The sequence below is a fragment of the Amycolatopsis sp. CA-126428 genome (assembly GCF_002904335.1).
Classification (GTDB): Bacteria; Actinomycetota; Actinomycetes; order Mycobacteriales; family Pseudonocardiaceae; genus Amycolatopsis.
On the sequence record NZ_PPHF01000169.1, the window covers coordinates 57,395 to 81,515 of the forward strand.

Annotated in this window: 18 protein-coding genes, 2 tRNA genes and 1 pseudogene; 10 read left to right on the forward strand and 11 right to left on the reverse strand. The window is 68.8% G+C overall.

The genetic code is table 11. The annotated features are described in order from the left end of the window. Positions 1 to 34: 34 nt before the first annotated feature. Both C2L58_RS44325 and C2L58_RS49585 read right to left on the reverse strand, forming a co-directional pair. Positions 35 to 1,360, reverse strand: coding sequence for a tachylectin-related carbohydrate-binding protein (locus C2L58_RS44325; protein WP_199191726.1), 1,326 nt, complete (start codon positions 1,358 to 1,360; stop codon positions 35 to 37). Between the two features lie 64 nt (positions 1,361 to 1,424). Further along, positions 1,425 to 2,738, reverse strand: a complete 1,314-nt coding sequence (locus C2L58_RS49585) for a tachylectin-related carbohydrate-binding protein (protein ID WP_158264244.1) — start codon at positions 2,736 to 2,738, stop codon at positions 1,425 to 1,427. Between the two features lie 411 nt (positions 2,739 to 3,149). Between C2L58_RS49585 and C2L58_RS49590 the strand changes: the two genes are divergently transcribed. Both C2L58_RS49590 and C2L58_RS44335 read left to right on the forward strand, forming a co-directional pair. Continuing rightward, positions 3,150 to 3,218: transfer RNA gene (locus tag C2L58_RS49590), tRNA-Trp, on the forward strand. Between the two features lie 53 nt (positions 3,219 to 3,271). Next, positions 3,272 to 3,344: transfer RNA gene (locus C2L58_RS44335), tRNA-Arg, on the forward strand. Between the two features lie 169 nt (positions 3,345 to 3,513). Here C2L58_RS44335 and C2L58_RS51110 read toward each other — a convergent pair. The 6 genes and pseudogenes from C2L58_RS51110 to C2L58_RS44360 all read right to left on the reverse strand — a co-directional run bounded on the left by C2L58_RS51110 (position 3,514) and on the right by C2L58_RS44360 (position 9,993). Continuing rightward, entirely contained in the window at positions 3,514 to 3,798 is a 285-nt protein-coding gene (locus C2L58_RS51110) for a hypothetical protein (protein ID WP_233226273.1), read from the reverse strand. A 76-nt stretch (positions 3,799 to 3,874) separates the two neighbouring features. Then, positions 3,875 to 3,952, reverse strand: a pseudogene (locus C2L58_RS51645) (hypothetical protein); the annotation flags it as partial. A 378-nt stretch (positions 3,953 to 4,330) separates the two neighbouring features. Beyond that, positions 4,331 to 5,071 (reverse strand): hypothetical protein, encoded by a 741-nt coding sequence (locus C2L58_RS49010; RefSeq protein WP_146073796.1) that lies wholly within the window; start codon positions 5,069 to 5,071, stop codon positions 4,331 to 4,333. Beyond that, complete coding sequence (locus tag C2L58_RS44350; RefSeq protein WP_103343624.1) at positions 5,068 to 6,531, reverse strand: NYN domain-containing protein; 1,464 nt, start codon at positions 6,529 to 6,531, stop codon at positions 5,068 to 5,070. Before C2L58_RS44350 ends, C2L58_RS49010 begins: the two co-directional genes overlap by 4 nt. After that, a complete protein-coding gene (locus tag C2L58_RS44355; RefSeq protein ID WP_103343625.1) occupies positions 6,528 to 7,592 on the reverse strand; it encodes a hypothetical protein in 1,065 nt (354 codons plus the stop codon). The genes C2L58_RS44350 and C2L58_RS44355 overlap by 4 nt, the downstream gene beginning before the upstream one ends. Before the next feature lie 22 nt (positions 7,593 to 7,614). Next, positions 7,615 to 9,993 carry a hypothetical protein gene (locus tag C2L58_RS44360; protein ID WP_103343626.1) on the reverse strand — a complete coding sequence of 793 codons (2,379 nt, stop codon included), beginning with the start codon at positions 9,991 to 9,993 and terminating at the stop codon, positions 7,615 to 7,617. 583 nt (positions 9,994 to 10,576) lie between these two features. Between C2L58_RS44360 and C2L58_RS51650 the strand changes: the two genes are divergently transcribed. From C2L58_RS51650 to C2L58_RS44380, 4 genes are all read left to right on the forward strand, one after another. Then, complete coding sequence (locus tag C2L58_RS51650; RefSeq protein ID WP_158264245.1) at positions 10,577 to 13,201, forward strand: DUF4407 domain-containing protein; 2,625 nt, start codon at positions 10,577 to 10,579, stop codon at positions 13,199 to 13,201. Between the two features lie 13 nt (positions 13,202 to 13,214). Next, positions 13,215 to 14,081 carry an alpha/beta fold hydrolase gene (locus tag C2L58_RS44370; protein WP_103343628.1) on the forward strand — a complete coding sequence of 289 codons (867 nt, stop codon included), beginning with the start codon at positions 13,215 to 13,217 and terminating at the stop codon, positions 14,079 to 14,081. A gap of 109 nt (positions 14,082 to 14,190) precedes the next feature. Further along, positions 14,191 to 15,588 carry an MFS transporter gene (locus C2L58_RS44375; protein WP_103343629.1) on the forward strand — a complete coding sequence of 466 codons (1,398 nt, stop codon included), beginning with the start codon at positions 14,191 to 14,193 and terminating at the stop codon, positions 15,586 to 15,588. Between the two features lie 14 nt (positions 15,589 to 15,602). Next, positions 15,603 to 16,226, forward strand: coding sequence for a TetR/AcrR family transcriptional regulator (locus C2L58_RS44380; RefSeq protein WP_103343630.1), 624 nt, complete (start codon positions 15,603 to 15,605; stop codon positions 16,224 to 16,226). Between the two features lie 6 nt (positions 16,227 to 16,232). On the opposite strand, the gene C2L58_RS49595 is transcribed toward C2L58_RS44380, so the two are convergent. Next, a complete protein-coding gene (locus tag C2L58_RS49595) occupies positions 16,233 to 16,397 on the reverse strand; it encodes a hypothetical protein (protein WP_158264246.1) in 165 nt (54 codons plus the stop codon). Positions 16,398 to 16,746: 349 nt separating this feature from the next. Continuing rightward, the gene (locus C2L58_RS44385) at positions 16,747 to 18,945 is read right to left on the reverse strand and encodes a helix-turn-helix domain-containing protein (RefSeq protein ID WP_103343631.1); all 2,199 of its coding nucleotides are present in this window, start codon (positions 18,943 to 18,945) and stop codon (positions 16,747 to 16,749) included. Positions 18,946 to 19,321: 376 nt separating this feature from the next. Between C2L58_RS44385 and C2L58_RS44390 the strand changes: the two genes are divergently transcribed. Continuing rightward, positions 19,322 to 20,302 (forward strand): hypothetical protein, encoded by a 981-nt coding sequence (locus C2L58_RS44390; RefSeq protein WP_103343632.1) that lies wholly within the window; start codon positions 19,322 to 19,324, stop codon positions 20,300 to 20,302. A 190-nt stretch (positions 20,303 to 20,492) separates the two neighbouring features. Then, positions 20,493 to 21,335 carry a hypothetical protein gene (locus C2L58_RS44395; protein ID WP_103343633.1) on the forward strand — a complete coding sequence of 281 codons (843 nt, stop codon included), beginning with the start codon at positions 20,493 to 20,495 and terminating at the stop codon, positions 21,333 to 21,335. On the opposite strand, the gene C2L58_RS44400 is transcribed toward C2L58_RS44395, so the two are convergent. Then, complete coding sequence (locus tag C2L58_RS44400) at positions 21,324 to 22,025, reverse strand: TioE family transcriptional regulator (RefSeq protein WP_103343634.1); 702 nt, start codon at positions 22,023 to 22,025, stop codon at positions 21,324 to 21,326. The genes C2L58_RS44395 and C2L58_RS44400 overlap by 12 nt on opposite strands. A gap of 17 nt (positions 22,026 to 22,042) precedes the next feature. On the opposite strand from C2L58_RS44400, the gene C2L58_RS44405 reads away from it, so the two are divergent. Together C2L58_RS44405 and C2L58_RS44410 are read left to right on the forward strand one after the other, a co-directional pair. Continuing rightward, positions 22,043 to 23,035, forward strand: a complete 993-nt coding sequence (locus C2L58_RS44405) for an erythromycin esterase family protein (RefSeq protein ID WP_103343635.1) — start codon at positions 22,043 to 22,045, stop codon at positions 23,033 to 23,035. 97 nt (positions 23,036 to 23,132) lie between these two features. Next, positions 23,133 to 24,068, forward strand: a complete 936-nt coding sequence (locus C2L58_RS44410; protein ID WP_233226271.1) for a hypothetical protein — start codon at positions 23,133 to 23,135, stop codon at positions 24,066 to 24,068. Positions 24,069 to 24,121: the final 53 nt, after the last annotated feature.

Genomic DNA, 24,121 nt, shown 5'->3' on the forward strand with positions numbered 1-24,121 from the left:
GTCCGGCCGCTTTGTCACCCATGCTCCGGCAGGGCTAGGCGCCGAACGGCTGGGCCGACAGCAGCGTCTGCGTCCAGCCCTGCGTGTCGACCGGATCGGTGCCGAACCCCTGGATGTCCGAGCCGTCGAGGTCGAACGGATTGTGGTCGTGGTAGCGGTACAGCGCGCCGTCGCGGGTCTGGCCGTAGTACAGGCCGTAGCCGGGCGAGACGATCTGGTCGAACGTGCTCCACCGCTCCGCCAGCGTCGTGCCGGTCCAGGTGTAATCGGCCGCGATGTGGTACGAGCGCAGGACGCCGGTGGTGCTGATGCCGATGAGCCAGTCGTCGCCGGTGGCGGCGATGGTGCGCATGGTGAACCCGGTGCCGATCACCGCGCGCTGGCCGATCTGGTTGCTCGCGGGCTTGGGCCGGGAGACCACGTAGGACATCAGGGTGCTGCCGGCGATGCCGTAGAGGTGGCCGTGGCCGTCGTAGGTCAGCATGTCGTGGGTCCAGCCGCTGCCGAGCGCGACGGGGGTGCCGAGCTGCAGCGAGTTGTTGTTCGTGATGACGTCGACGCGGTAGAGCACGCCGGCGGGTGAGGTCGCGAGCACGGTGTTGAAGTTCAACGTGGCCAGCGCCTTCGGCGTGAACCCGAGGTTGTCGGACGAGACGAGGGTCTTGGTGCGGTCGCCGGTCTGCGAGTTGATCGTGCTGTAGGTCAGCCGTCCGTCGGACAGCGCGCCGTAGACCGAGACGGTGGTCGCGGCCGGGCTGCTCAGCTCGTCGACGATGCGCTGCGCGTCCGCGGCCTGCGGCTGGTAGCGCTCGGGGTAGGCGGAGCGCTGGACCCGCTGGCAGACGTCGCCGATCGGCGCGGTGCGCCAGCTGCCGTTCGGGTAGAAGTCCTGCATCACGTCCAGGAACGCGTTGGTGGCCCACGCCGGGTTGAGCCGCTGCGACTCGGTGCCCCACGAGTCGAGCTGCTGGAACAGTCCGAGGCTGGTGTGGTCGACCCGTTCGCTGATGTTTTCGAGCAGGGATTCGACGATCGTGGTGGTGATCGCGATGACGGCCGCGCGCTCGTCCAGCCCGCGCGCCTGCACCGCGTCGATGACGGCCCGGGCGCAGGAGACCCGGTAGGGCGTCATGTGCCCTTTCAGCGTGCCGGTCAGGACGCTGTTGAGCCGGGCCGCCGAGGCGGTGTCGGCCGCGGTCGGGCCGCCGGGGACGCAGGCCGCGGTCGCGTAGGCGGCCAGCTGCTCCATCCGGACGGCCATGGCGTCGGATTCGGTGGTGGCGCTCGCGGCGGTCGCGCCCGCGGTCAGGATGGACAGCGCGGCGAGGCCCGCGGCGATCGATCTCGTGGTGGTGCGCATGAGAACTCCAGGTGGTGGGGCGGTGCCGCGGCTCGGGGCCGCGGCACCGCGCGGAAGGGACGGATCAGGCGCCGGGCGGGGAGACGTAGCCGGAGATCAGCTGCTCCTCACGGCCGGACCGGGCGGTGTCGGGGTCGATCACCCGCCGCGTGACCTTGTTGCTGACGTTGCCGCCGACGACGGTGAGCGTGCCGTCGGGGTGCACCGCGGTGATCACGTCGACGTGTCCGCCCGTGCTGCCGTTCGGCGGGCCGTAGATCACCCAGTCACCGATCTTCGGGCTGCCGTGCGAGCTGCCGGTCCGGGACTTGAACAGGCCGTGCTCGACACCCCACTCGCCGAGGCCGCGGGCGACCCACGTGCCGCGCGGCACGTTCGCCACGCCGGCCGCCGCCCAGGTCCAGGTGGCGAACATCGCGCACCAGTCGTTCGCGCCCTGGTTGCACCCGCTGTTGTACTTGTCGCAGTTCGCCTCGGTGGTGCCGACCTCGCCGGTGGCGAGGGTGGCGATCTTCGAGCGCAGCGGCTTGACCGGGGTGGCGCTGGTGCAGCCGGCCGGGTCGGCCGAGAGCAGGTACTGCGTCCAGCCGCGCGAGGCGACCGGGTCGTCCAGGTGGTAGGCGATGTCCGCGCCGGACCCGTCGGCCGGGTCGTCGTCTTCGTACCAGTACATGGCGCCGTCGGGGTTCTTGCCGTAGTACAGGCCGCCGCCGGGGGACACGAGGTTTTCGAAGCTCTGCCAGCCGGCGTCGTCGAGCTGGGCACGGGTGTAGGTGGTGCCGGTCTGCGAAACGGCGTAGCTGATCAGCTGACCGTCGGACGCGGTCGCGATGAGCCGGTCGTCCCCGGCCGTGGCGAGCGTCTTGAGGGCGAACCCGCCGCTGCCGATTTCGCGGCGCTGCCCGATCTGGTTCGCGCCCGGCTTGGGCGCGGAAACCAGGTACTGCAGCAGGGAACCGCCGGAGGTCGTGCCGTAGAGGTGGCCGTGTCCGTCGTAGGACAGCAGGTTGTGGGTCCAGCCGTGCTGGACGTCGATCGGGTCGTCGAAGGTCAGGCTGCCGCTGTTGGTGACGATGTCGACGCGGTAGAGGACACCGGCCGCCGAGGTGACGAGCAGCGTGTTGAAGTTGAGCGTGGCCAGCGCTTTCGGGGCGAACCCGAGCGACTTGGAGGAGACGACGACGTGCGTGATGTTGCCGCTGTCCGGGTCGATCGTGGTGTAGGTGAGCTTGCCGTCGGGCAGTACGCCGTAGACCGACACCCCGCCGGTGCACGACGCTGCGGCGGAGGCGGGAGCGGCGGTCAGCGTGGCCGTGGTGAGGCCGCTCAGCAGCACCGAGAACGCCAGCACCGCGGCGCGCACTCTGTTTTTGAACATGGGAAAACCCCTCGTCGAATGGAAGATTGGTGTCGGCTGCGGCCCCGGGTAAGCGGCTCGACGAGGCAGAGCTTAGGAGAGGTTTCGGTGGCGGCGCATGAGCGAATCCGGCCACTGTCCGCATGCGGACACCCGGGGTGGGTTCGCAGCCCTAAATGCGTTGACCGCACGTGGTCTTGTGCGTGAGGATGGATCCACACGAAAGAAACATCGGGAGTGATCATGACGCACATGCGGACGCGAGAGGCGCGGCACACCGCGGCTGCCGCGTGTGCGCCGGCAGCCCGCCACCTCCGGTGGCATGGCCTTCCTGGCTCCTCGTCATGACGTAGTGCTCGTCATGGCTCGGGAGCCGCCCATCGGGAAACCGATTCGGGCGGCTTTCTCTTTTCGTGTGTTCGGAATTCTTTTATCGGCGTGCTTCGGAAGCGGCGCGGTCCCCAAAACCGCGGCCCGAGGGTTCGACTCCTTCCGCCGGTGCCGTTTTTCTCTGCGCTCGTCTCGGCCGCAAACAGAGCGGGCGACGCGAGTGCGCCCCCGTGGCTCAGTGGACAGAGCAGCGGCTTCCGAAGCCGCAGGTCGCAGGTTCGACTCCTGCCGGGGGCACCGCAAGGATGGGAACGGGAGGGATGTCGGACATGACATCCTCCCCTTTCTTGTTTTCACGGTTGCGCCGTTCGAGTCGCCTGTCTCGGTCGAACGGCAAGATGGACGCTTCGTGAGCAGCCTGGCGTGCCGCCGCGACGGTCGGCCCGAGCAAGGTGACCCGTGCACTTCACCCGGTTGGTGCTCTTGCAGTAGCGGAGTTCGAGCCGGAGGGCTTCGAACAGTCGCCGGGCGACGTCCTCCGGTAGCTCCTCCACGCGGACCTCCCCGCCGGCAAGGCGTCAAGCAGGTTGGGGTTGGCCGTCTGCTGGATCTGCTCTTCGGCTTCGGCGAGCTGAGCTTCGAGCTGAACTTTGCGTTTGTGAAGAGTGTCGCGTTCGTCGTTGACTTCGTCGACGAGGTCCTTGGTCGACCTGTCGAACAGAGCCAGGCTGCGGACGAGGTTCTTGATCATGCGCGTGGTGTCGTCGGATCTGGCCCCGCTTGGTCTCCGACGTGCGCGCGATCCGCAGCCGCGGCAGATACCCGAACTGCGCGGCCTGGGCCACCACCGAGTACGCCTCGGTGATCACCGCCTGGGACGCGACTATCGTCGCCGCCAGCGCCACCTGCAGCAACCTGCCCTAGCGGGAAGAACGGCTGCCGCCGTTCGCGGAGCTTTGATGATCAACGCACCTTGGCCGGGTGTGATGTACGGCCTTTTGTTCGGACCGCTTGTGTCTCAATGCGACCACGACGGGGCCGATCGGCCGCCACGTGGTCCGGCAGGAGTAGGCCGCCGTGCTCGACCAAGCCTTTGATCTGGTCGAGCACGGGTCCGCGACTTTCCCAGCACGCCGGACTGGCGCCTTGGTGCAGCAGCAGCCAGAGGCGAAAAGCGAAAACCCCAGCCTCGTAAGGCTGGGGCCGGGTGTCGAGTCGGTTCGGGTCTGACGTCAACCTGTGTCCACGTCTGGCCATCCTCCGCTCCCCTGGGATTCAGTGTATCAGCCGGGTCCGCTGCTGTCACTCCCTCCGTGCGGATAGGTGACGTGGCGCCAAGCACCCAGACCGTGCGGGTCGAACAGCGCACGGGTGGTCACGGGGTTGCCGAACACGTCGAAATAGTCCAACTCCAGCCAGCAGCATGCCGGGCCGTCCGGCGCGGCCGCCGCGAACTCGGCCGGAAGCTCCGACCCAGTCTCAGAAAGCTGTGCGGTCAGGATCGCCGTTCGACCGGCAGCCAGAGCGGTCGGCCCGACGAGTTCGCCCCAGGCCCGGTCACTGCGCCACAGCCGGCCGGCCACCTGGAGCGCTGGTCCTTCGCCGACGTTGTCGATCGGTACTACGAACCGGTTGTCGTTGTCCGCGACGAATGCGTAGTTGCCGAGCTCGGGTGGCAACAAGCGGAATCGTTCGGCAGTGGGCGGGTGGAAGGAAATGGCACCGCCGGAGCCCGGGAAGCTCACCGACTGGTGTAGGGGCAACAGCAGCGGATAGCGGCTGAGAACCATCTCCCGGCGAGCGCCGGCCAACTGTCGATCAGTCCGTTTGAGGGCTTCACGGGACAGGTGCAAAGCGGTCAGCGCAGCTGTAGTCGAGGCAAGCGCTGCCAACGCGCCGCTGAGTGCACCGGCACGGGTGTCCGTTCCGGTTGCGGCGAAACAGAACGCGGCGACGACCGCGGCGGCCGCGAGGACTGCGATGAACCACAGCCGGGGTGTTCCGGTTTTCGGTCGCAGGTTCACCGCCGGATGCCAACGGCCGATTCGCCCCAGGCATGCCGTTGCATGACAACGACGTTGTCCCGCACGGCCGCGAGCCGGGACTGCGACATCACCCGCAGCACCCGGTGCCGGTCCCTCGTGTCGTAGCCGAACAGGGGCACTGCTTTCGCCGCGTCCGCATCCGCCATGGCCTGCAGCACCTCGGCTTCCGGAATCGGCTGGCCGAGGCGATCAGCGAGCAGCCGGTAGAGCTGGTGGTAGGCCTGCTCGAACGGCCGGGTCAGCGGCGAGGTCGGGGCGATCACCTGCCGGCTGCCGTCCACCACGACCGTGTCGATCACCCCGGCCGCCCTCGCGTAGCTGACCGCCTCCCGGATGCGGCCGACGCTCCGTGATTCCTTGCCCTGCCCGATCCCCCGCTTGTTCAGCAACGATTCCAGTTGGTTGTAAGGAACACCGGATTGCCGCCGCCAATAGCACTCCGCCGTGAGGCAAGCGTAGACGCGCCAAAGCTGTTCGAGGTAGCCGAGTTGCAGCGGTGCCTCGGCAATGGTGAAGGCCTCCTTTGCGTCTTTACGAATGTGTCCCACCGCTTGCAGTGCGTCCACGACGCGGTCGGTCAGCTTGCCGTCGTCGGACTGGAATGGACCGGTGAATCTGCCGACCGCGACACCGTCGAGCCGTCCGGAAATCTGCCGAATCGCGTAGTCGATCGCCACGATGTCGGACAGCCGGTCCGGGGTGAGGTGCAGGTATGTGCGGTCACGGCGTTGTGCTACCCACCGACCGTCGGTGCCGCGCACAGCCGTATTGGGGCGCGTCACCTTCTCGGTCAGGTCGTTAACCAGGGACCAGTACCCGTTCTCGTCGGTGTTGGCGAGAACCGCCCATTGTGCGAGCAACCCGACTCGGTCGCCTTTCTCCCGGCCGCCGAGGATGTGACCTCGACGCTGGAGTTCGAGCAGTCCGAGCAGCGACCGGCAACCGGTATCCGGCTGGCGCGCGGTCAGCGGAGTGATTTCCGCGATGTCGAGAGACATCACGCCCGGTGACTCCAGCATCCGCGCGAACTCGCCGCTGAGTTTGCGAGCGTCGCCGTACACCACTGTCACCTTGCACCCGTCACGGTGCAGACGGTTGATCAAGGGAATGAAATCCTGGTCGCCGGTAACCAGGACGAAGTGACTGACGCCCGCGTGCAAGTAGTCCATCGCCAGCACGGTGAGCAGGATGTCGGCCTGTTCCTTACGGCTTTCCACCGGCTCGGGTTCGATCATGCGGTCACGCATCGCGATGGCGATCGTCGGATCGAACTTGGCCGCCGCCATGTGTTTGTAGTGCAGCTGGTCACCGCACACCCGGTTGGCGTAGGTCCACAGGTCGTCCACTTGTTTCCGCTCGACCAGCATGCCCCGGTTGAGGATCGCTCCGGTTAGGTTCTCCCAGTCGACCAGCAGGACACCGACCTCGGTGGCGGTCATCGCGCTCCCCTCACGTCAAGGCCGTCGATGTCGAGCCGGCCGTCCAAAGTGTGGTTCAACGACTTCTCGATCCCGATCAAGCCCCGGTGCAGGTCGTCGACCACAGACCGGAGCAGGTTGACGGGATAAGAGCCGTATTCACCCCAGTGCGCAGCGCAGGTCACGTACTGACAAGCACCGCCGACCGTGAGGATCAGGTTGCGGCAGAACCGGTCCGAGGCGCTCGCGGTGTCGTGCGGCAACCGCGCCAGCACGGTCTGCAGGCCGTACCAGCCGTCGGCCGGCACGTAGTCTTCCGGGAGATCGAGAGCGGTGGCCAACGCGCGTGCCGACCCGGCAAGTTCGGTCGGAGCGTGCCGCTGGGTCAGTCCCCACAGCCGCGAGACAACGCTGATGCCGTCCCACTTCGCGGGACGGAACCCCGGCACGCTCTCGACGTTGCGGGCCGCGTTGTGTGCTGCGGAGAGCACGGCGCGCCAATCGGGATCGGTGCGTTTTCCGATCACCTGAAAGAGTTCGCGGTGCAGGTGCGGCGACTGATCGTGAACCTGGATCAAGTGGCGGAGCAGGGCTTCTTCGACGGCGTACAACGCGGCCCCTAGCCGGGAGACACCCACCTCGACTGCGTTCAGGCGAACCACGACGGCGTTGGTGATGTCGGCAACGTGACACAGGATTTCCCGGCCACCGACCACGGGAACCCAATCCGGCAGTGTGACCGGCGAGCTGCTCTGACTTAGCCGGAGCTCGTTGTGCGCCAGCAGAACCATGCCCAGTCGTTGTGGGCTCCGATGGGGGCGCGACCACGCGCCGAGTGCGCGGTTCCGGTTGGTTTCGAGCAGCCGGACCAGATCACCCATCAGGGCGTTCGGGTTGTCGAAGCCGCTTTGCCGCACGATCACCACGGGTATTCCGCTGTCCCAGAGTAAGGCTTCGAGCCGATCGGCGTACGAGTCGCGATGACCGGAGACCGCGAGCCAGTAGGCGTCCAGCGGTCCGGCCGAATCACTGGCCATGCGCACGATAGTGCCGGCGATCAGCTCCGGGTTCGGATCAGTCACTTGCGGAGACCTTCCTGGGCAATCACACTGCGGCCGCGATCCGCGCGAGCAGCCGGATCTTCGGCCGCACGACGCCACCGTCGAAGGTGAGGAAGTTCGCCCGACTCGCGGTCGCCAAGAGTGCCTCGGGCGAGACGCCGACGCAGTGGCGGCGAACCATGCCGGTGAACTCGTCAACTGGCATCGAGAACGTGTCGGGCGAGTCGAGGACCAGCTGCCGCATGCCGGCATAGACGGAGTGCAACCACGGGTGCTGTTCTCGTCCTCTCTCGGACCTGTGTTCGCTGGCCGCGGCCAGGAACATGTCGTACTGGCGGTTGTAGACAATCTTCGTGGGACGCAGCTGGGATCGCACGAACTCGTTGAACAGTTCGGGACGCACGGGTTGCAGGCTGGACAGGGAGCGTCGGGTGTCGATCAACCAGGTCCAAAACGACACGAGCAACTTGGCGGTCAGGAAGGGATGCCCCGCGGTTTCCAGGTAGACCTGATCGACGAACGCGGACTCCAGCTCGGCATGACTGCTCATGATCTTCTGCACGAGTTCGTGGAACTCGTCGAAGAAGTTCGCCGCCGACTCGTGGGAGAACAGTGGGAAGGGATCTTGCGTCAGGATCGGGCTCAGCTGGTTCTGATCGGTCAGGATCCAGTGTGCGTTCGGTTGCTGCCCGACGAAGATCAGCAGGTTGTCTCGCGTGAACGCGACCAGCTGGTTGAGGAGTGGTTGTACCACGGTGTAACGGAGCCGTGGGTCGTACTCCATCGATGTACGCAGGTGGCCGAACAGTGTCTCGTACTCGTCGAGCACGAACACGATCCGGCGATCGGCCGGAGCGGACTGGCACTGCGTGATCGTGTGGGTGACGAAGTCGTCGTTGAGCTGGCGGCCCGAGGTCAGTGCGTCACAAACTTTGCGGTAGAAGGTACCTTCGGCAGCTTGGTCGGTGTAGTCGCAGGTCTGCGCCACTACCTCGGATTCGCCGGATGTGGATCCGATGTCGGACCGGCATGCCGTCGTCTTGCCACTGCGCCGGACGCTGCACCACAGCCGAGCGCCGTTCCGCAACTCGAACGAGGCCATCAGGCGCCGGACCGATCGGCGGTAGACGTGATTGAACAGACTGAGGTTTTTGTTGTCGAGCGGGAACGATTCTGCGTAGTTGACGTCGACGACATGATTGCCCGAAGTGACACCGGCGTTGTGGACTCGTTCGGCGAGGAGGGCCAGAAGCCGCGAGTGGGGCTCGTGGCCATCGATCGTCTCGGTGGCGACCAGCATGTCGGCGAGATGGTGGGGACGCATCATTTCACTTCGCAGATCGGCGCGCATCGGCGCGACCACGGCGCTGACCGCACGGGTGGCGGCTTCCTCGATCTCGAACCGTTCGACGGAGGCCGCCGAGAGATAGCAGTGGACCTCGATACGCCGAGAACCGACGTCCTTCTGCGGTAGTTCGAGGAACACTTCGAGCCGGCGTCCACCGACGTACTGCGAAAGGGCTGGCAGTGGAGCGCCGTCCGGGTCCCGCTGCAGCAGGGTGTCCACGGCGCGGGCCAAGGGCAGCACCGAGTCATGCACACTGTCGGTGAGTTCGCCGGGCTCCAGGCTCGCGAGCACTTCGCGCAGGTCGTCGGCGGCGAGAAAGGGCAGAGCATGCCCCCATGCGCCGGCTGCGCCAGGTAGTACCCAACCGCCGCGACGGTTGAAGACCGCGGTCGAGTAACCGAGCAAGATGCCCGAGACCATCGCGGAACACAGCCGGCGCAGCGCCGCCGCGTTGTTGTCGTGATGGGCATCGATGCGCCGGGTCGAGTAGAACTCCAGTGGCAGGTCCAGGAATCTTTGCAGGCCGGCGAGCGACTTAGCCAGGGCGTAGTGGCTGTTGCCCGGGTTGAGGACGAGCTGATGCCGGTAGCCTCGCTGGAAGATGTCCGACGCGTGTTCGCGCATCGCCTTCTTCATGACGATCAGCCAGGTTCCCTGCGGACCACCGAGAGTCAACTGGTGGAGGAACTCGTCGAAGTAGGCGTTGAGGACGTCCCGGTAGAAAGTCGCCCACTGGAAGATGTGGTGGTCGGCCAGCTCGCCCAGGTCGCGGTGAAGCCGATCCCGCGAATATGCCACGAAGTTCTCGTCGACGACCGGAGTAGACGTGTCGGCGATCTGGGTTGCGGCAGGCGACGCACCGTCCCGGCTCACTTTTTCGAGCAACTGAGTGAGCGACTTCTGGCGCTTGCGCAGGAAGCTGCTAATCGCCAAGGCGATCTCGGCTTCCAGTGTCCCGAGCTCCTCGAGCGTGCAGCCCTGCAGCACCTCGGTCATCAATGCCTCCGCTTGGGTCGGCTTGACTGTCCGGTTCAGCTCGATGACCTGCCGCAGCGAATCGTCCCATCTGGTCATGTGTCCTCGTCCCACGTGCTCCGCCAACGCGTGCCCTACCAATCGCCGCCGACCGCCGTGGTGCAACGGACAGGCGGGGATGTGACGGGAACGTGATCTACCGGAAGGAGGGGCAGACGCTCGCCCACGCCTGGCTTCCACCTCGGCGGCGCAGTGGGCGATCGAGCGGTTCTGGCAACGCGCCGATGAAAGACTCGTCCCCTCGTCGCAGGACCTCCCCAGGGCGCCACGTTATGTCCTGAACACATCACGCCTGCAATGCGGTCAACCGCCCGGCATGTCCCAGTCCGGCCAATATCACGGACCTCAGCAGCGGAAGGTTGCACGCGGAGAAGCAACCACAAACAAGCCATTGGACGAAAATTACCCGACACCTGGCACAGTCAGATAATCATCACCCAGATATTTGACTACGTTGCCTTAGGCATCTCACGATAGAAAGGACAAATTATGGACAACCGAAGCAAGAAGTGATCTATATCACACACTTGAATAATAAATCGCGGCACTGGCGATATGTCGAACGCTCATGGTGAGCGCCAGGCCCCTCGAGCCGGCGGCCACATCAGGGAGAGGCGTCAGAGTGCGATTTCTGGAATTTGTCGCCGTGATCGGCGGCGCCGACCCGGAGGACCCCTTCGAGCCAAACGGCAAGGCGCGTCACCTCGCGGTCGGTACTCTCATGCTGGCTATCGCCTCGTGGGCATTCCTAGCCGCAATGCTCGCCTTCCACAGCAACCTGCACGCGCCCTGGCCCATGGCAATCCTTGGCGCCGCGCTCCTTGCGTCGATTGTCTTCCTGTTCGACGTCATCATCACGGTGGTGCCCCTGAAGGACGACTCCGTCTGGTCACGGGTGCGGGTCGTCCTGATCCGCGGAATCCTGTCTTTGGCCGTCGGAGTAGTTGTTTCACACGCCACCATCCTGTTCATCTATCGTGATGATCTCGCGACCATGGTGACCGATTCCAACAACAAGAAAATTGAGCAAATCACCAACGAGACAACGGCGGCGTCGCGTTGGACGCAGGTCATCACCCAAGCGCAAGCGCAGATCGCGAAGGACCAACAGCGGCTCTCCTCGGAGGACGCCGCCCTCGACGGCGCCCGTAAGCGGCTTGACCAGCTGAAAGCGGCATGGGAAAACGACGCGGTGTGCGTCAACGGCAACCTTGCCGCCAACGGCGACCGCTGCGGCCAAGGCCCTGAGGCGAACATACTCAAGCAGGCCTACGAGTCCTACCGCGACTCCGCGTTCCCTCAGGCGCAGACATCACACGACGACACTGTCAAGGCCGTCCAGGCGGACATCGACGCGCAGAACAAAATACTCAACGACGCGAACACCCAGCGCGGGGAGGAGGTGACGGCCGCCACCGACGCCGCCCGTCACAACCTGGGGCTGCAAGCGCAGAATGTGGCGTTGCTTCAGCTGCTGCGCGCCGATTGGACAGCGTGGCTCTGGCCGTTGTTCTTCCTGCTGATCGACATCGCCGTCGCGTTCATGAAGGGCGTTCTGCCCGAATCCGCGTTCGACCTCAAGCGGCGCACCCAGGCTCCGGTGAAGACGATGATCGACGCGGCTCTGACCAGCCCCGTCCCGCCGAAGGATTCGTCGCCGCAGCTCACCGCCGTCCTCGAGCGAGCGGCCGCCCGCCAAGCCGAAGTCGCGATCGCCGGCATCGACAGCTGGGCAGATCGCCAGCTCGCCGCACGGCGCAACACCGCGCGCGAATGGCGACGCAGGCCGCGGCGGCAGCGGCTCCGATTCGCCGGCGCCACCGCGTCCCTGGTCGTTCTCGCTGTGGTCGTGTCCTTGATCGTGTCCGGCAGCAGCGGCGACAACCACGCCGGCCCGGCATCGAGCAGCGACCAATCCATGCAGTTGCGGGACGGCATGACCCTGTCAGTGCCGCGTGGATCGATCAGCGGCAGCACGAGCGTCCGCGCCTCCTACCCCGCACCGTCACCGTGGCAGGATCACGCCCCCGTCTCGCAACCTGTCGAGCTGTCCACCCTGGGCCAGGTCGTCGGCGCTCCCGAGCTGAGCATCCCGGTTCCGGAGCAACTGCAGCACGCGGCCGCCGCCGGCGGCCTGCAGCTGGCCTTCCGCTCGGCCGACCCGACGGGGTGGACGACGTATCCGGCCGACTACGACACCCACACTCATCGCCTGTCGGGCCGCCTGACGCATTTCTCCACCTGGCAGTTCTGGACCTGGGACTGGGTCGGCATCGGTGCCAATGTCAGTCAGACACTGGGGCAGCTCACCGGACGGCGCTCGGCCGACCAGCCCCAATGCGACACCCACCGTCACCCGAAGCCCGCGTGGTTCAACACCGCGGCCGGCGTCACCAACGACGCAGCGATGGTCATCCGCTCCTGCGTGCAAGGCCACGACGGCGACGACACTCTCGACGTCCAGATCGTCAACAACCGGCCCTACGGGATGATGCTGCTCTACAGCGGCGCACCGATCGCCTACGGCTGGCACGAGACAGCCACCGCGCTCCCGTCGGGCGCCGCTGGCCGTAGAGCGGGACCCTCTGCAACCAGCGCGCGAAGGAGGCCTGGCCCGGCCTCAGCCCACTCGATCAGCAGGAGCGGGCCGACCGAGTCGAACGCGGCCTTGCCCCACTGGCCAGCGAACACCGGGGCGGCGACGTTCAACAACAGGGTCACCGCGCTCGCCGCCAGCAACAGGTGCCGTGCCGGCCGTAACACGGCATCACTGGCCCCGGACAGGGCCAGATGCCGCGTACCGACCAGCAACCCCAGCACCATCAAGTCGACAGCCGGCGCCACGAGGGGTGCCACGAACACGGGCACCTGCAGCTTCAACGGGAGGTTCAACACGTTCCCGAGGCCGAACATGAAGGTGAGCCCGATGACCAGGCCCATCGTCGCCGTGACGAACCGAGCAACCGCCTGCGAGTGGGCGCTCATGACCGATCTCCACCGAGGTCCGAAAGCTCGAAGCTTGCCTCGACCGCCAACGTGCCGACGTAAAGTCCCTGGTCAGACCCGTTCCCATCCTTCGGCGATCCTGCCGGGGGCTCTCCGCGGTGCGTCCTGGACGCGCCGCCCGGGCGTGGCCGATGCCGAAGGAGACGAGGCCCCGGGCTGTGGCCCCGGGCGAAGCCGGTGCGAGTCCGGTCGGCCACTCAAAACTGTCGGTGCCCCGGCCTACTCTCCCGAGGAGACCTGACCGGGGAGGAACCATGGCCACCACGCACACACTGGAAACACCGGAAGCCGACATCGTCTACGACGTCCACGGCCCGGCGCCCACCGGGAGCCCGCGGCCGCCGCTGCTCATGATCGGGCAGCCGATGACCGCCGAAGGGTTCGGCTCCTTGGCGTCGCACTTCGCCGACCGCACCGTCGTCACCTACGACCCGCGCGGGCTCGGGCGCAGCGCCCGCAAGGACGGGCGGGAGGACCACGTGCCCGCCGTCCAAGCCGAAGACGTCCACGCCGTCATCCGGGCGCTGGGGGCCGGCGCTGTCGAGGTGTTCGGGAGCAGCGGGGGCGCGGTCACCGCGTTCGCGCTCGTCACCGCCCACCCCGGGGACGTCCGCACCCTGGTCGCCCACGAGCCACCGCTCATCGGGTCGTTGCCCGACGCCGCCGCGGCCGGGCGCGCCGGCCAGGCGATCCGGGACGCCTACCAGGCCAAGGGGTTCGGTGCCGGGATGGCGGCGTTCATGGCGATGACCTCGTGGCCGGGCGAGTTCACCGACGCCTACTTCGCGCTGCCACCGGCGGACCCGGCGCAGTTCGGGCTGCCGGTCGAAGACGACGGCCGCCGCGACGACCCGCTGCTGACCGACCGGTCCCTCGGGGTGACCACCTACCGGCTCGACGTCGAGGCGCTGGCCGCGGCGCCGACGCGGATCGTCGTCGCCGTCGGCGAGGAATCCCGTGAGGTCTTCACCGGGCGCGCCGGGGCCGGCACGGCCGGGCTGCTGGGTCAGGAGGCGACCGTGTTCCCCAGTCACCACGGCGGTTTCCTGGGCGGCGAGTTCGGCTACGCCGGCCAGCCCGAGGCCTTCGCCAAGAAGCTGCGGGAGGTGCTCGAGGGCTGACTTCGCGCCTCTCCGGCGCCCGGCGGACTCAATCAAACATTTGGTTGACAGAGTCGTCCGCCTGGTTGACGATGGCTGCGTCAAGGTCGTCGCTGGGGAGAGGTACGTCGTGGAGAAGCACTCGCTCAGGTGGTGGGCACTGGCGGTCGCGGTCCTCGCGGTGCTGGTGGACATGATCGACAACCAGATCGTCGCGGTGGCGCTGCCGACCATCCGGCGGGAGCTCGGCACCGGCGAGGCCGCGCTGCAGTGGATCTCGGCCGGGTACGCGCTGGGGTTCGCGCTCACGCTGATCACCGGCGGGCGGCTGGGCGATCGCCACGGGCCGAAGAAGCTGTTCGTGGCGGGCATGCTCGTGTTCACCGCCGCCTCGCTCGCCGCCGGTCTCGCCGGGCACGTCGGCGTGCTGATCGCCGCGCGCGTGGTGCAGGGCGTCGGGTCCGGGCTGATGGTGCCGCAGGTGCTGTCGTTCGTGCACGCGGAGTTCGACGAGCGGGCGCGGCCGAAGGCGATGACCTGGTACGCGGCCGCGTTCCCGGTCGGCGGGCTCGCCGGGCCGCTGCTGGGCGGCGCGCTGACGGAGGCCGATCTGTTCGGGACCGGCTGGCGGGCGATCTTCCTGGTGAACCTGCCCATCGGCGTGCTCGCGCTGGCCGGGGCCCTGATCACCATGCCGGGCCGGCCGGGGTTCCGCCGGCACCGCATGGACCCCGTGGGGCTGGCGCTGCTGACCGCCGCGTTGTTCGCGGTGTTCTACCCGCTGGTGCAGGGGCGCGAACTGGGCTGGCCGGTGTGGTCGATCGTGCTGCCGGTGGCCGCGGTCCCGCTGTTCGGCGGGTTCGCCTGGCACCAGCGGCTCCAGTTCCGCCGCGGTGGCGAACCCCTGCTCCCGCCGGACCTGCTGCGGCACGTGGCCGGCAGCCAGGCCGTCCTGCTCTGCGTCAACACCGGGGTCGGCGTGTTCTTCGTCCTGACGTTGCACCTGCAGGCCGGGCTCGGGTTCTCGCCGTGGGAAGCGGCTCTGACGTTCGCGCCGTCGACGCTCGGCATCGTCGCGGGCAACGTCCTGGCCATGCGCCTGGCCCCGAAGTTCGGCCGGGCGTTCACCGCCGGCGGGGTCGCGGTGCTGCTGGCCGGGCTGGTACTGCTCGCGGTCCTGGTGGCGCAGCAGGACTCCGCGCTGAGCGGATGGGCCCTGCTGGTGCCCGTGATCGCCGTCGGGCTGGGCCTGGGTGCGGTGCTGAACTCGCTGTTCGCCGCCTCGATGGCGGGGATCCGGCCCGAGCGGGCCGGGGCGGCGTCCGGCGTCGTGAACACCACCGTCCAGCTCGGCACGGCGACCGGGATCGCCTTGTCCGGCACGGTCTTCTTCGCCCGGCTGGACAGCGGATCCGCCTCCGCGACGGCGGGCGCGCTCGCGGTCAGCGCCGGGGTGCTCGTGCTCGCCCTCGCCCTGACGGCCGCGCTGCCTCACCTGTCTGTTCCACAGAGTCAAGCGGTTGGTTGACGTATAGTCGCGGCGTGACCGCGTCGAAGCCCCGCCGTTCGCCGAAGCCCCAGGAACGCCAACGGGATCCGGAGCGCACCCGCCGGCTGATCCTGGACGCGGCGGGCGCGGAATTCGCGGCGAAGGGCTACGCCGGAGCGCGGATCGCGGCGATCGCGGCGCGGGCCGGGGTGAACCAGCAGCTGATCTCGTACTACTTCGACGGCAAAGAAGGCCTGTACCGCGCGATGTCGGAGGAGTGGGGGGAGCGGCAGAGCGAGCTGATGGCCCCGGACCTGCCGCTGTCCGAACAGGTGCGCCGGATGGCGCTGGAGGCGCTGGCGAGCCGCGACGGCGCCCGGCTGCTGGCGTGGTCGGGCCTGGAGTACGAGGGCCCGGACACCGACCCGGACCACGCGCCGCGCACGCAGCGCCTGGCGGGGTCGGTGGCGCAGATCGCGGCGCTGAAGGCCGAGGGCCGCCTGCCGGAGTGGGTCGACCCGGCGTGCCTGACGGTCCTGCTGATGGCGGCCGCGATGGCCCCGGTGACGTTGCCGCACGTGGTCGACGGACTGACCGGCACCGACGGGGACTCGCCCGAGTTCGTCCGGCGCTACGCCGACCAGCTGGCCCGGCTGGTGGAGCACCTGGGGCCGTGACGGCCGTCAGTGCGTGACGGGTTCGGAGGTGGCGGGCGACCCGGCCGGCCCGGAGCCGGGCGTGCTCGCCGGCGCGGCGGGCCCGGCGAGCGCCAGCCCGGCGACCAGCGCGAGCAGGACGATGACCAGGGTCGTGCGGACGAGGGCGGAAACGGAACAGACGACCACCATGGCAGGCTCCTCGGAATTCCCCGTCGAAGGGGAGGCGATGGATTCCGCGGCCTCCGCGAAATCCGGACTGCTTTGATGGTGCGCTCCGGAAGCGGTGCGCGAAAAGCTGTTTCCCGTTGCCTGGCAAGGCTTTCCGGGGAAACCCGGCCGGTGGCACGGACCACCGGCCGAGTACTGCTGCTGCCCCGTCTGCGGAACTCAATGCGTAGTCATGATGACCTCACCACGGTTTCGGCTTCCCCGCCGTTGATCGCCGCGCGAGGTGCCTTCGCTACCGCGATGGCGGCCGTGGCCGGTAAGTGTCCTGCTTTTGACCCGTTTCCGGCGTCCCGGATGGACCATCCGCCGGTCATTCCGCGAAGGCAAGCCGGTTCCGGTAGCCGGCCTCGCCGAGCACGGCCGGGTCGAGCGTGACCCGGTACGCGGCCGCCTCCGCCCACCACCGCTCCGCCTCCGGCCGGTCCCCGCGGGCGGCCGCCGTGTTGCCCCGGCCGGTCAACGCGCGGGCCCGCTCGTACTCGCTTCCCGCGTCGTCGGCCACTTCGGCCGCCCGCCGGTAGTCGCGCGCGGCTTCGGCCCAGTGGCCGGCGCGGAAGTGGACCCAGGCCGCGCAGTTGACCGACATCGCCCGGTCGACCGGCAGCTGGGCGAGCCCGGCCGCCTCCTCGGCGGCGGCCAGCGCCTCGGCGAACCGGCCCAAGACCACCGAAGCGAGCGCGATCCCGCGCAGCGCGATCACCACGTTCCGGGTGCGCCCGGTCCGGCGGTAGGCGGCCAGCACCGTCCGCAAGCCGGCCACCGCCGGCTCGGCTTCGCCGCGGTACAGCCGCGCCCACGCCAGGCTCGACAGCGCATCGATCGAGCCCCGGTCGTCGCGGGCCAGCGCGAACTGCTCCTGGGCCTGTTGGTGGAAGCGGACCGCGGCGCCGGGGCGGCCCGACTCGACGTGCGCCATGCCCAGGTTGTTGAGGATCATGCCCGTCGCGCTCGGGTTGCCGGCCGCGCGCGCGGCTTCCAGTGCGCACTCGTGCGTGCGGATCCAGGGTTCGAACAGCCTCTCGCGGAAGAAGAACGCGCGGAGCACGAACGCCAGCTGCCAGCAGCGGTCGTACAGCCCGTGGCGGGCCGCGGAATCGACGATGTCCGCGAGCACCGGCCACTGCGCGCCCAGCCAGGCGAGTGCGCTGTCGGCGTCCGAAAAGGGCACGGCGGCCGGCGCCGGCAGGCCGGTGGCCGGGCGGAAGCGGTGGGGCTCGGCGAGCTCGTCGGCCGCCACCGTCAGCGCGACGAGGTGCTCGACCAGCCGGTGCACGGCGGCTTCGCGGTCGTCCGGCGCCACCTGGGGCAATGCGTGCTTCGCCGCGAAGGTGCGCATCAGGTCGTGGAGCTCGAGGTAGCCCCGTTCGTCGCGGACGACCAGGTTCGCGTCGTGCAGCCGGTCGACCAGGCGGTCCGTTTCGCCCGCGCCGAGACCGGCGAGCGCTTCGACGGCGCCGGTTTCCGCGGCGGCCGCGGGATGCAGGGCGAGCAACCCCAGCAGCCGCTGCTGGTCGCCGGGCAGCGCTTCGTACGAGACGGCGAACGCGGTCGCGACGCTCCGCTCGCCGTCCTCCAGCGCGCCGAGCCGGGTGGTCTCGTCGGCCAGGCGGTCGTGCAGCTTCGCCGCCGTCCAGCCGCCCGCGACGAGCCGGGCGGCCACGATCCGCACCGCGAGCGGCAACTGCCCGCAGGACCGGACGATCCCGGTCGCCACGGCGTCGTCGTCCGGTGCGTGGTCGCCGGCGACGGATCGCAGCAGCCGCACGGCGTCGCCCGGCGGCAGCACGCCGACGGGGAAGTGCCAGGCGTCGTCGAGCGCGGGCAGCCGTCCCCGGCTGGTCACCAGGATCCGCGACGGCGTCTCGCCGCCGGCGATGGCCCGGATCTGTCCGGCGGACCGGACGTTGTCGAGCACGAGGATCATCCGCCGGCCGCGCAGCTGGTCGCGGACCAGGTTGGCCAGGCCGTCTTCGTCGGTGGGGAGCTGCTCGGCCGAGACGTCCAGCAGCCGCAGCAGCCGGTGCAGGGCCTCGCCGGGCGAAAGCTCGACGGCTCCGGGGGTGTGGCCCCGGAGGTCGAAGAAGAGACAGCCGTCCGGGAAGGCGTCCGCGACCCGCCGGGCGGCGGCGACGGCCAGTGCCGTCTTGCCGGCGCCCGCCATCCCGTGCACCACGCCGACCCGGGCGTCGGCCGGCCCGAGGAGCAGTGCGGAAAGCGCTTCGAGTTCGGTTTCGCGGCCGACGAAGTACCGGCCGGTGTCGGGCAGCCCGGCGATGCCGCCGGCGCTGCGGCGCGCGGGGAATGCCGATTCCGAGATCAGGGCGAGCAGTTCTCCGCCGGCACCCAGTGCCCGGTCGCAGGCCCCGGCGAGGTCCCGGTTCGCGCGGACCTTGCCGTTCTCCACTTTGCTGAGGTAACCCTTGGTGAAATGGACGGACGCGGCGAGTCCGGTCAGCGACATGCCGGCCGACATCCGTCGACGCTTCAATTCCGCTCCAAAGTCCGGCATGGCTCGATCATCCTGTAATCGGCGAACGGGGGGAAGGTCCACCGGCGGCCCGGGCCCGCCGGCAGTACTGGTCAGCCCAGCAGGGAGACCAGCTGGCCGAGCACGATGACGAGGTGCGTGTGCATCGCGTTCCCCTTTCCGGATCACCGTCACCGCGGTTTCCCGCGGTGGCTTCCTCGGTTGCCGGAGTATTCCGGCGAGCCAAGCTTGACCCGGTGAATTGCCCGGCGACAGCCGTTTCCCGTTGCCACTGCGGAGAAAGCGCCGACCTGCGCTGTTTCCCGGATCCGGAAACGGCCGGAAACGGATGACGGCGTCGTGCGGTGCGGAGAAGGTGAGTAGACTTCCCCGCAGCGACCAAGACGGAGGTGACGGCTTGGCTCAGGAGGCGGCCGAAGCGAAGATCAACGCTCTCTCAGCGGAGCTGAAACTGCTCCGCAAAGGGCTGGGCATCCAAGCGAAGACGCTGCCTGGGCTCGTCGGCGAACAGTTGCGCGAAGTGTGCGGTGTGCACGAAGACGACAGTCCGGGAACGGTGCGCGGCAAGGTCGTGGAAACGCTTCGCCGGTTGATCGAAACGCTGCCCGAATCGCACCGCCGGACGGCGCGGATCGTCCTGGGCTTCGGCACCGGCGCGAACGAGCGCTACACCCAGCGCCTCGAACTGCTGGGCACGGGAGCCGACCGGAACGTGCGCACGATGCAGCGCCGCGCCGACGACGTCATCTACCTGATCGCCGAGGCCGCGTACGGGGCACCGTCGCCGTACGGGGTCGCCGCCACCAGCGAAGACGGCCCGTGGCACACGTCGGCCTTGGCGGTCCGGCTGACCTTGACGGGTGCGACAGCCGAGGTCTTCGAGACCCGGCGGGTGGTCAGCCACGTCGCCGGGCTCGCCGACGTCGAGCACGCGATCTCCCTCGCCCGGCCCGCCAGCACCACCGGCCAGCCGGACCTCTCGGGGCTCGGCTTCGACGTGGTCGCCGGCGGCGAGGTGCATTCCGTGCGGATGGTCAGCTCGTCCCGGGTCGCCTTCAGCCTGCGGCCGCCGCAGCCGCTCGACGCCGGCGACGAGCACGAGTTCTTCTTCCGCATCCGGGTGGCCGAGCTGCCTTCGCCGTTCTACTGCTGCACGCCGGAATTCTCGTGCGAGAGCTTCGACCTCAACGTCCGGTTCGACCGCCGGCGGCCACCGCAGCGCGTCTGGCGCATCGACGGTGAACTCTCGAAGGACGCCCAGGACCCGCTGACCGCGCGCAAGCCGCTCTTCCTCGACAACGCGGGCGAAGTGCACACGGGTTTCCGCGAGCTGCGGCCCGCGAGGTCCTACGGCGTGGGCTGGCAGCCCGCTTCTTGAGCCACCAGCCGCCGCGTCCCCGGGAGCCGGAGCGAACAGCCGGCTGTGCGGTGTGCGCCCCATGCTCCTCCTCGCCGTGACCGCCACCGTCCACGATGCCGTATCGAGCGGGGACGGAACACGACAAAAACGCGACAGTTGGTACCAAGTCCGAACGGGCTGAGCAGCGGTGTCCGTGCCATCATCGGGCATGGTCACCAGTGAACCCGAGCTCAACAGCGGGGTGCTGCCCGGGAACGTGCGCGCCGACGACTGGATCATGCTCGTGCTCGCCGCCGGGTCGGTCGGGTTGCTGGGGTTCATGGTGCTCAGCCCGCCCTCGCGCGACGCCGGGCTCGTCATCTTCGCCGTCGACTGCGGGATCTGCGGGATCTTCCTGCTCGAGTTCCTGTGGCGGTGGCGGAAACGGCGGTGGGCCAGGAAGTTCCTCGTGCGCAACTGGTACGAGCTGTTCGCCATGATCCCGGTGGCGCACCCCGCCATGGCCGCGCACAAGTTCATCAGCGTCGTGCTGCTGCTCGTGCGGATCGGGCGGGCCGCGGACCGGGCCGTCGGCGAGCAGTTCACCTACCGGCTCGTCGACAAGCTTTCCGAGCCGATCGTCAAGGCGATCAAGAAGCCGGTGACGATCGCGGTGCTCGACGAGGTCGTCAAGGTGCTGGAAACCGGCAATTACCCGGAGAACCTGGCCAAGTCGCTCGGGGCGCACAAGGACGAGCTGCGCTCGATCATCGCCGAGAAGATCGCCGCGGACCCGCAGCTCGGCAAGCTCAAGCGGCTGCCGTTCCACGACGAGATCGTGCGCGCGTGCGTCGACACGTCGTTCCGGGTGCTGCTCGAAGTCCTCCTCGACCCGCGGATCGACGACTTCTTCTCCGCCGTGGTCCGGGAGAACCGCGAGCAGATCCGGCTGGCCGTGCAGCTCGGGCTCAACGAGGTCGACGACGAGGATGAGGAGAAAGCGCTGCCGGTGCGGACTCAGCGTTCGGCCGCGCACGAGTACGACCGGCTGCACCCGGGGTCACGGCCGTGAGGCGAGGTACGCGCTGAGCCGGCCGGCTGCGTCGAGCATCGCCAGGCCGCGCGCGGTCAGCCTGTCCTGCCAGGTTGCGAGCGCCTCGGCCAGTGACTCGGTGCCGCCCGCGGTGCGGACCTGCTCGACCACCGTCGCGATGTGGGCCAGCGGGTAGCCGCCGCGGCGGAGGAGGTGGGTCAGTTCCGCGTCCCGGATGTCGGCCGGCTGGTAGAGCCGGTGGCCGGTCGCCCGGTTCCGCGAAGGCACCAGGAGCCCCGCGCGTTCCCACGCCCGCACGGTCGCCGCGGTGACGCCGAGGCGGTGCGCGAGTTCGCCGATCGACCAGCCGGCCGGGGCCGGCCCGGGGGCCGGACCGGTCGTCAGGTGCCCGATCGCCTTGCGGACCGTGTTGAGGGTTTCGCGGTCGCGGAGCAGCAGCTCGTGGCCGCGGTCGACGAGGGTCAGCGCGCGGGCGAGGTCGTCGGCGTGGACGGCGTGCATGATCCCGCCGGCCGTCGCGTGGCCGTACGCCGGGACCAGCGCCAGGAACGCACGCAGGGCCGAGGCGTGGACCTCGGTGTAGATCCGGTACCCGCTGGCCGTGCGGGCGGCCGGCGGGAGGAAGCCGTCGCGCTCGTAGTTGCGGACCGCCTGCGTGGAGAGGCCGTGCTCGCGGGCGAGATCGGCCGGTCTCAATCGGGTCTTCAAGGATACGATTCAACCACATGGACATCACGGAGGTCACCGCCGAACTGCTCGCGTTCGGGGAGCCGACGCACTTCGAACCGGCCTTCGCGCGGATCCGCAACGAGCTGTTCGCCCGGCTCGCCGAGCACGGCTTCCGGTCGATCGCGCTGGAGACCGACCGCGTCGCCGCGCTCGACGGCGGGTTCTCGCACGGCTTCGGCGAAGTGCCCGCCAACCGGCGGCTGCTCGACTGGCTGCGCGAGTACAACGAGACCGCCGGCGAACCGCTGACCTTCCACGGCTTCGACGCCCCCACGGAGATGTTCAGCGCGCCCAGCCCGCGTCGCTACCTCGAACACGCCCGCGACCACCTGGGCCTCGACGTCGACATCGCGGCCCTGACCGGCGACGACGAACGGTGGAGCCGGTCCGAAGCGATCCTCGACCCGGCCGCGTCGCCCGGTGCGTCACCCGAGGCCCGCGAGCTGCGGGTCATCGCCGATGACCTGGTGGCCGCCCTCTACGCCGCCGCACCCGGCCTGGACGCTGCCTGGTGGCGCGCCAAGGTGCACGCCGTCGCGGGGCGCGGTCTGCTGCGCTACCACGCGGCGTCGGCTCAGCCCGGCGACCGGGACACGAGGATCGCGCGCCTCGCGGGCGTGCGGGCGGTGCTCATGGCGGAGAACCTCCTGGACATCCGGGCCATCGAAGCCCGTCGCGGTCCGACGCTGGTGTTCGCGCACAACGGTCACCTGCAACGCTCGGGGTCCGGCGCGGGCGCGATCGTCGGCGCGCTGCTCGGTGACCGGTACACCTTCGTCGCCGGCAGCCTGGGTCACAGCGAGGCGATCGGCCTCGGCGAGCCGGCGCCGGACACCTACGAAGGTCGGCTGCAGCGCGAGACGGAGACCTGGAAACTGGCCGGCCTCCCGCACGGCCGCAAGCGCACCGACACCAAGCCCGAACGCGGCTACTTCGGACTCGACGCCGACGTGCTCGACGGCGCCGCCGCGGTGTGGCACATCGCCTGAACCCCGTGCCCGGGTCCCGGCGAGCAAAGCCGGTGTGTCCCCGCCCGGGATTGTGCTTAGCTGTAACTGACAGAAGTTTCACATTTGGGGGGTTCCGATGAGAGTTCGTCATGGGGTCACCACGCTCCTGGCCGTCGGGGTGATGGCGTTCGGCGCTGTCCCGGCCCAGGCCAGTGCCGCCACTCCGATCGCCGAGCCGACCGTGACGTCGGCCGAGTACCCCGACGACGGGGCCTGGCACCCCGGCGCCGGCGTGCCGGGCTCGTTCACCTTCGATGCCGGCGGCGACGCCGCGGTCGTCGGGTTCTCCTACGGGAACAGCGATCCCGCGGGCACCTTCGTGGCGGCGGATCACCCCGGCGGGTCGGCGACGGTTTCCTACACACCGCAGGCTTCCGGTCCCAACGATCTCTACGTGGCGAGCGTCGACAGCGAGGGCAACCGGTCGCCGCAGCACGTCCACCACTTCTACGTGCAGTCGACGGAGCCTCGGGTCAACGGACCGAGGGAAACCGGTGTCGGAGTGCCTGCCGAGTTCCGATTCTCGCCCGGTATGGGCGATGTCGTCTCCTACACCTACGTGATCGACAACGGGCCCGAGACCACCGTTGCGGCCTCGGCCGACGGAACCGCGACCGCGAACATCGTCACGGCGACCCTGGGTTACCACACGCTCAAGGTGTGGAGCACGACCAGCACCGGGTTGAAGTCCGGTATCGCCGGCAAGGGCTACCCGGCCAGTGACGCTCCGCTGGTGGCGAGCACCGAATACCCGGACTCCGTGGGCGGCGGAGGCCCCGGCGTCACCGGCGTCTTCAATCTGACTCCCCGCACGCCGGGTGTCGTCGAGTACGTCTACTACCTCTACTGGGACTACGACAACCCGACCGTGGTCCCGGCGGGCCCCGACGGCCGGGCGAGCTTCACTTACACCCCGGACGCGTCGGGTTTCTACCCCGTCCAGGTCTTCAGCCGGACCGCCGACGGCAAACAGTCGAACAACGGCCGCGACTACTACATCGTGGTGAAGTGATCCCGCGAAGGACGCCTTCAGCGCATCGAGTGCGCTGAAGGCGTCCTTCGCCG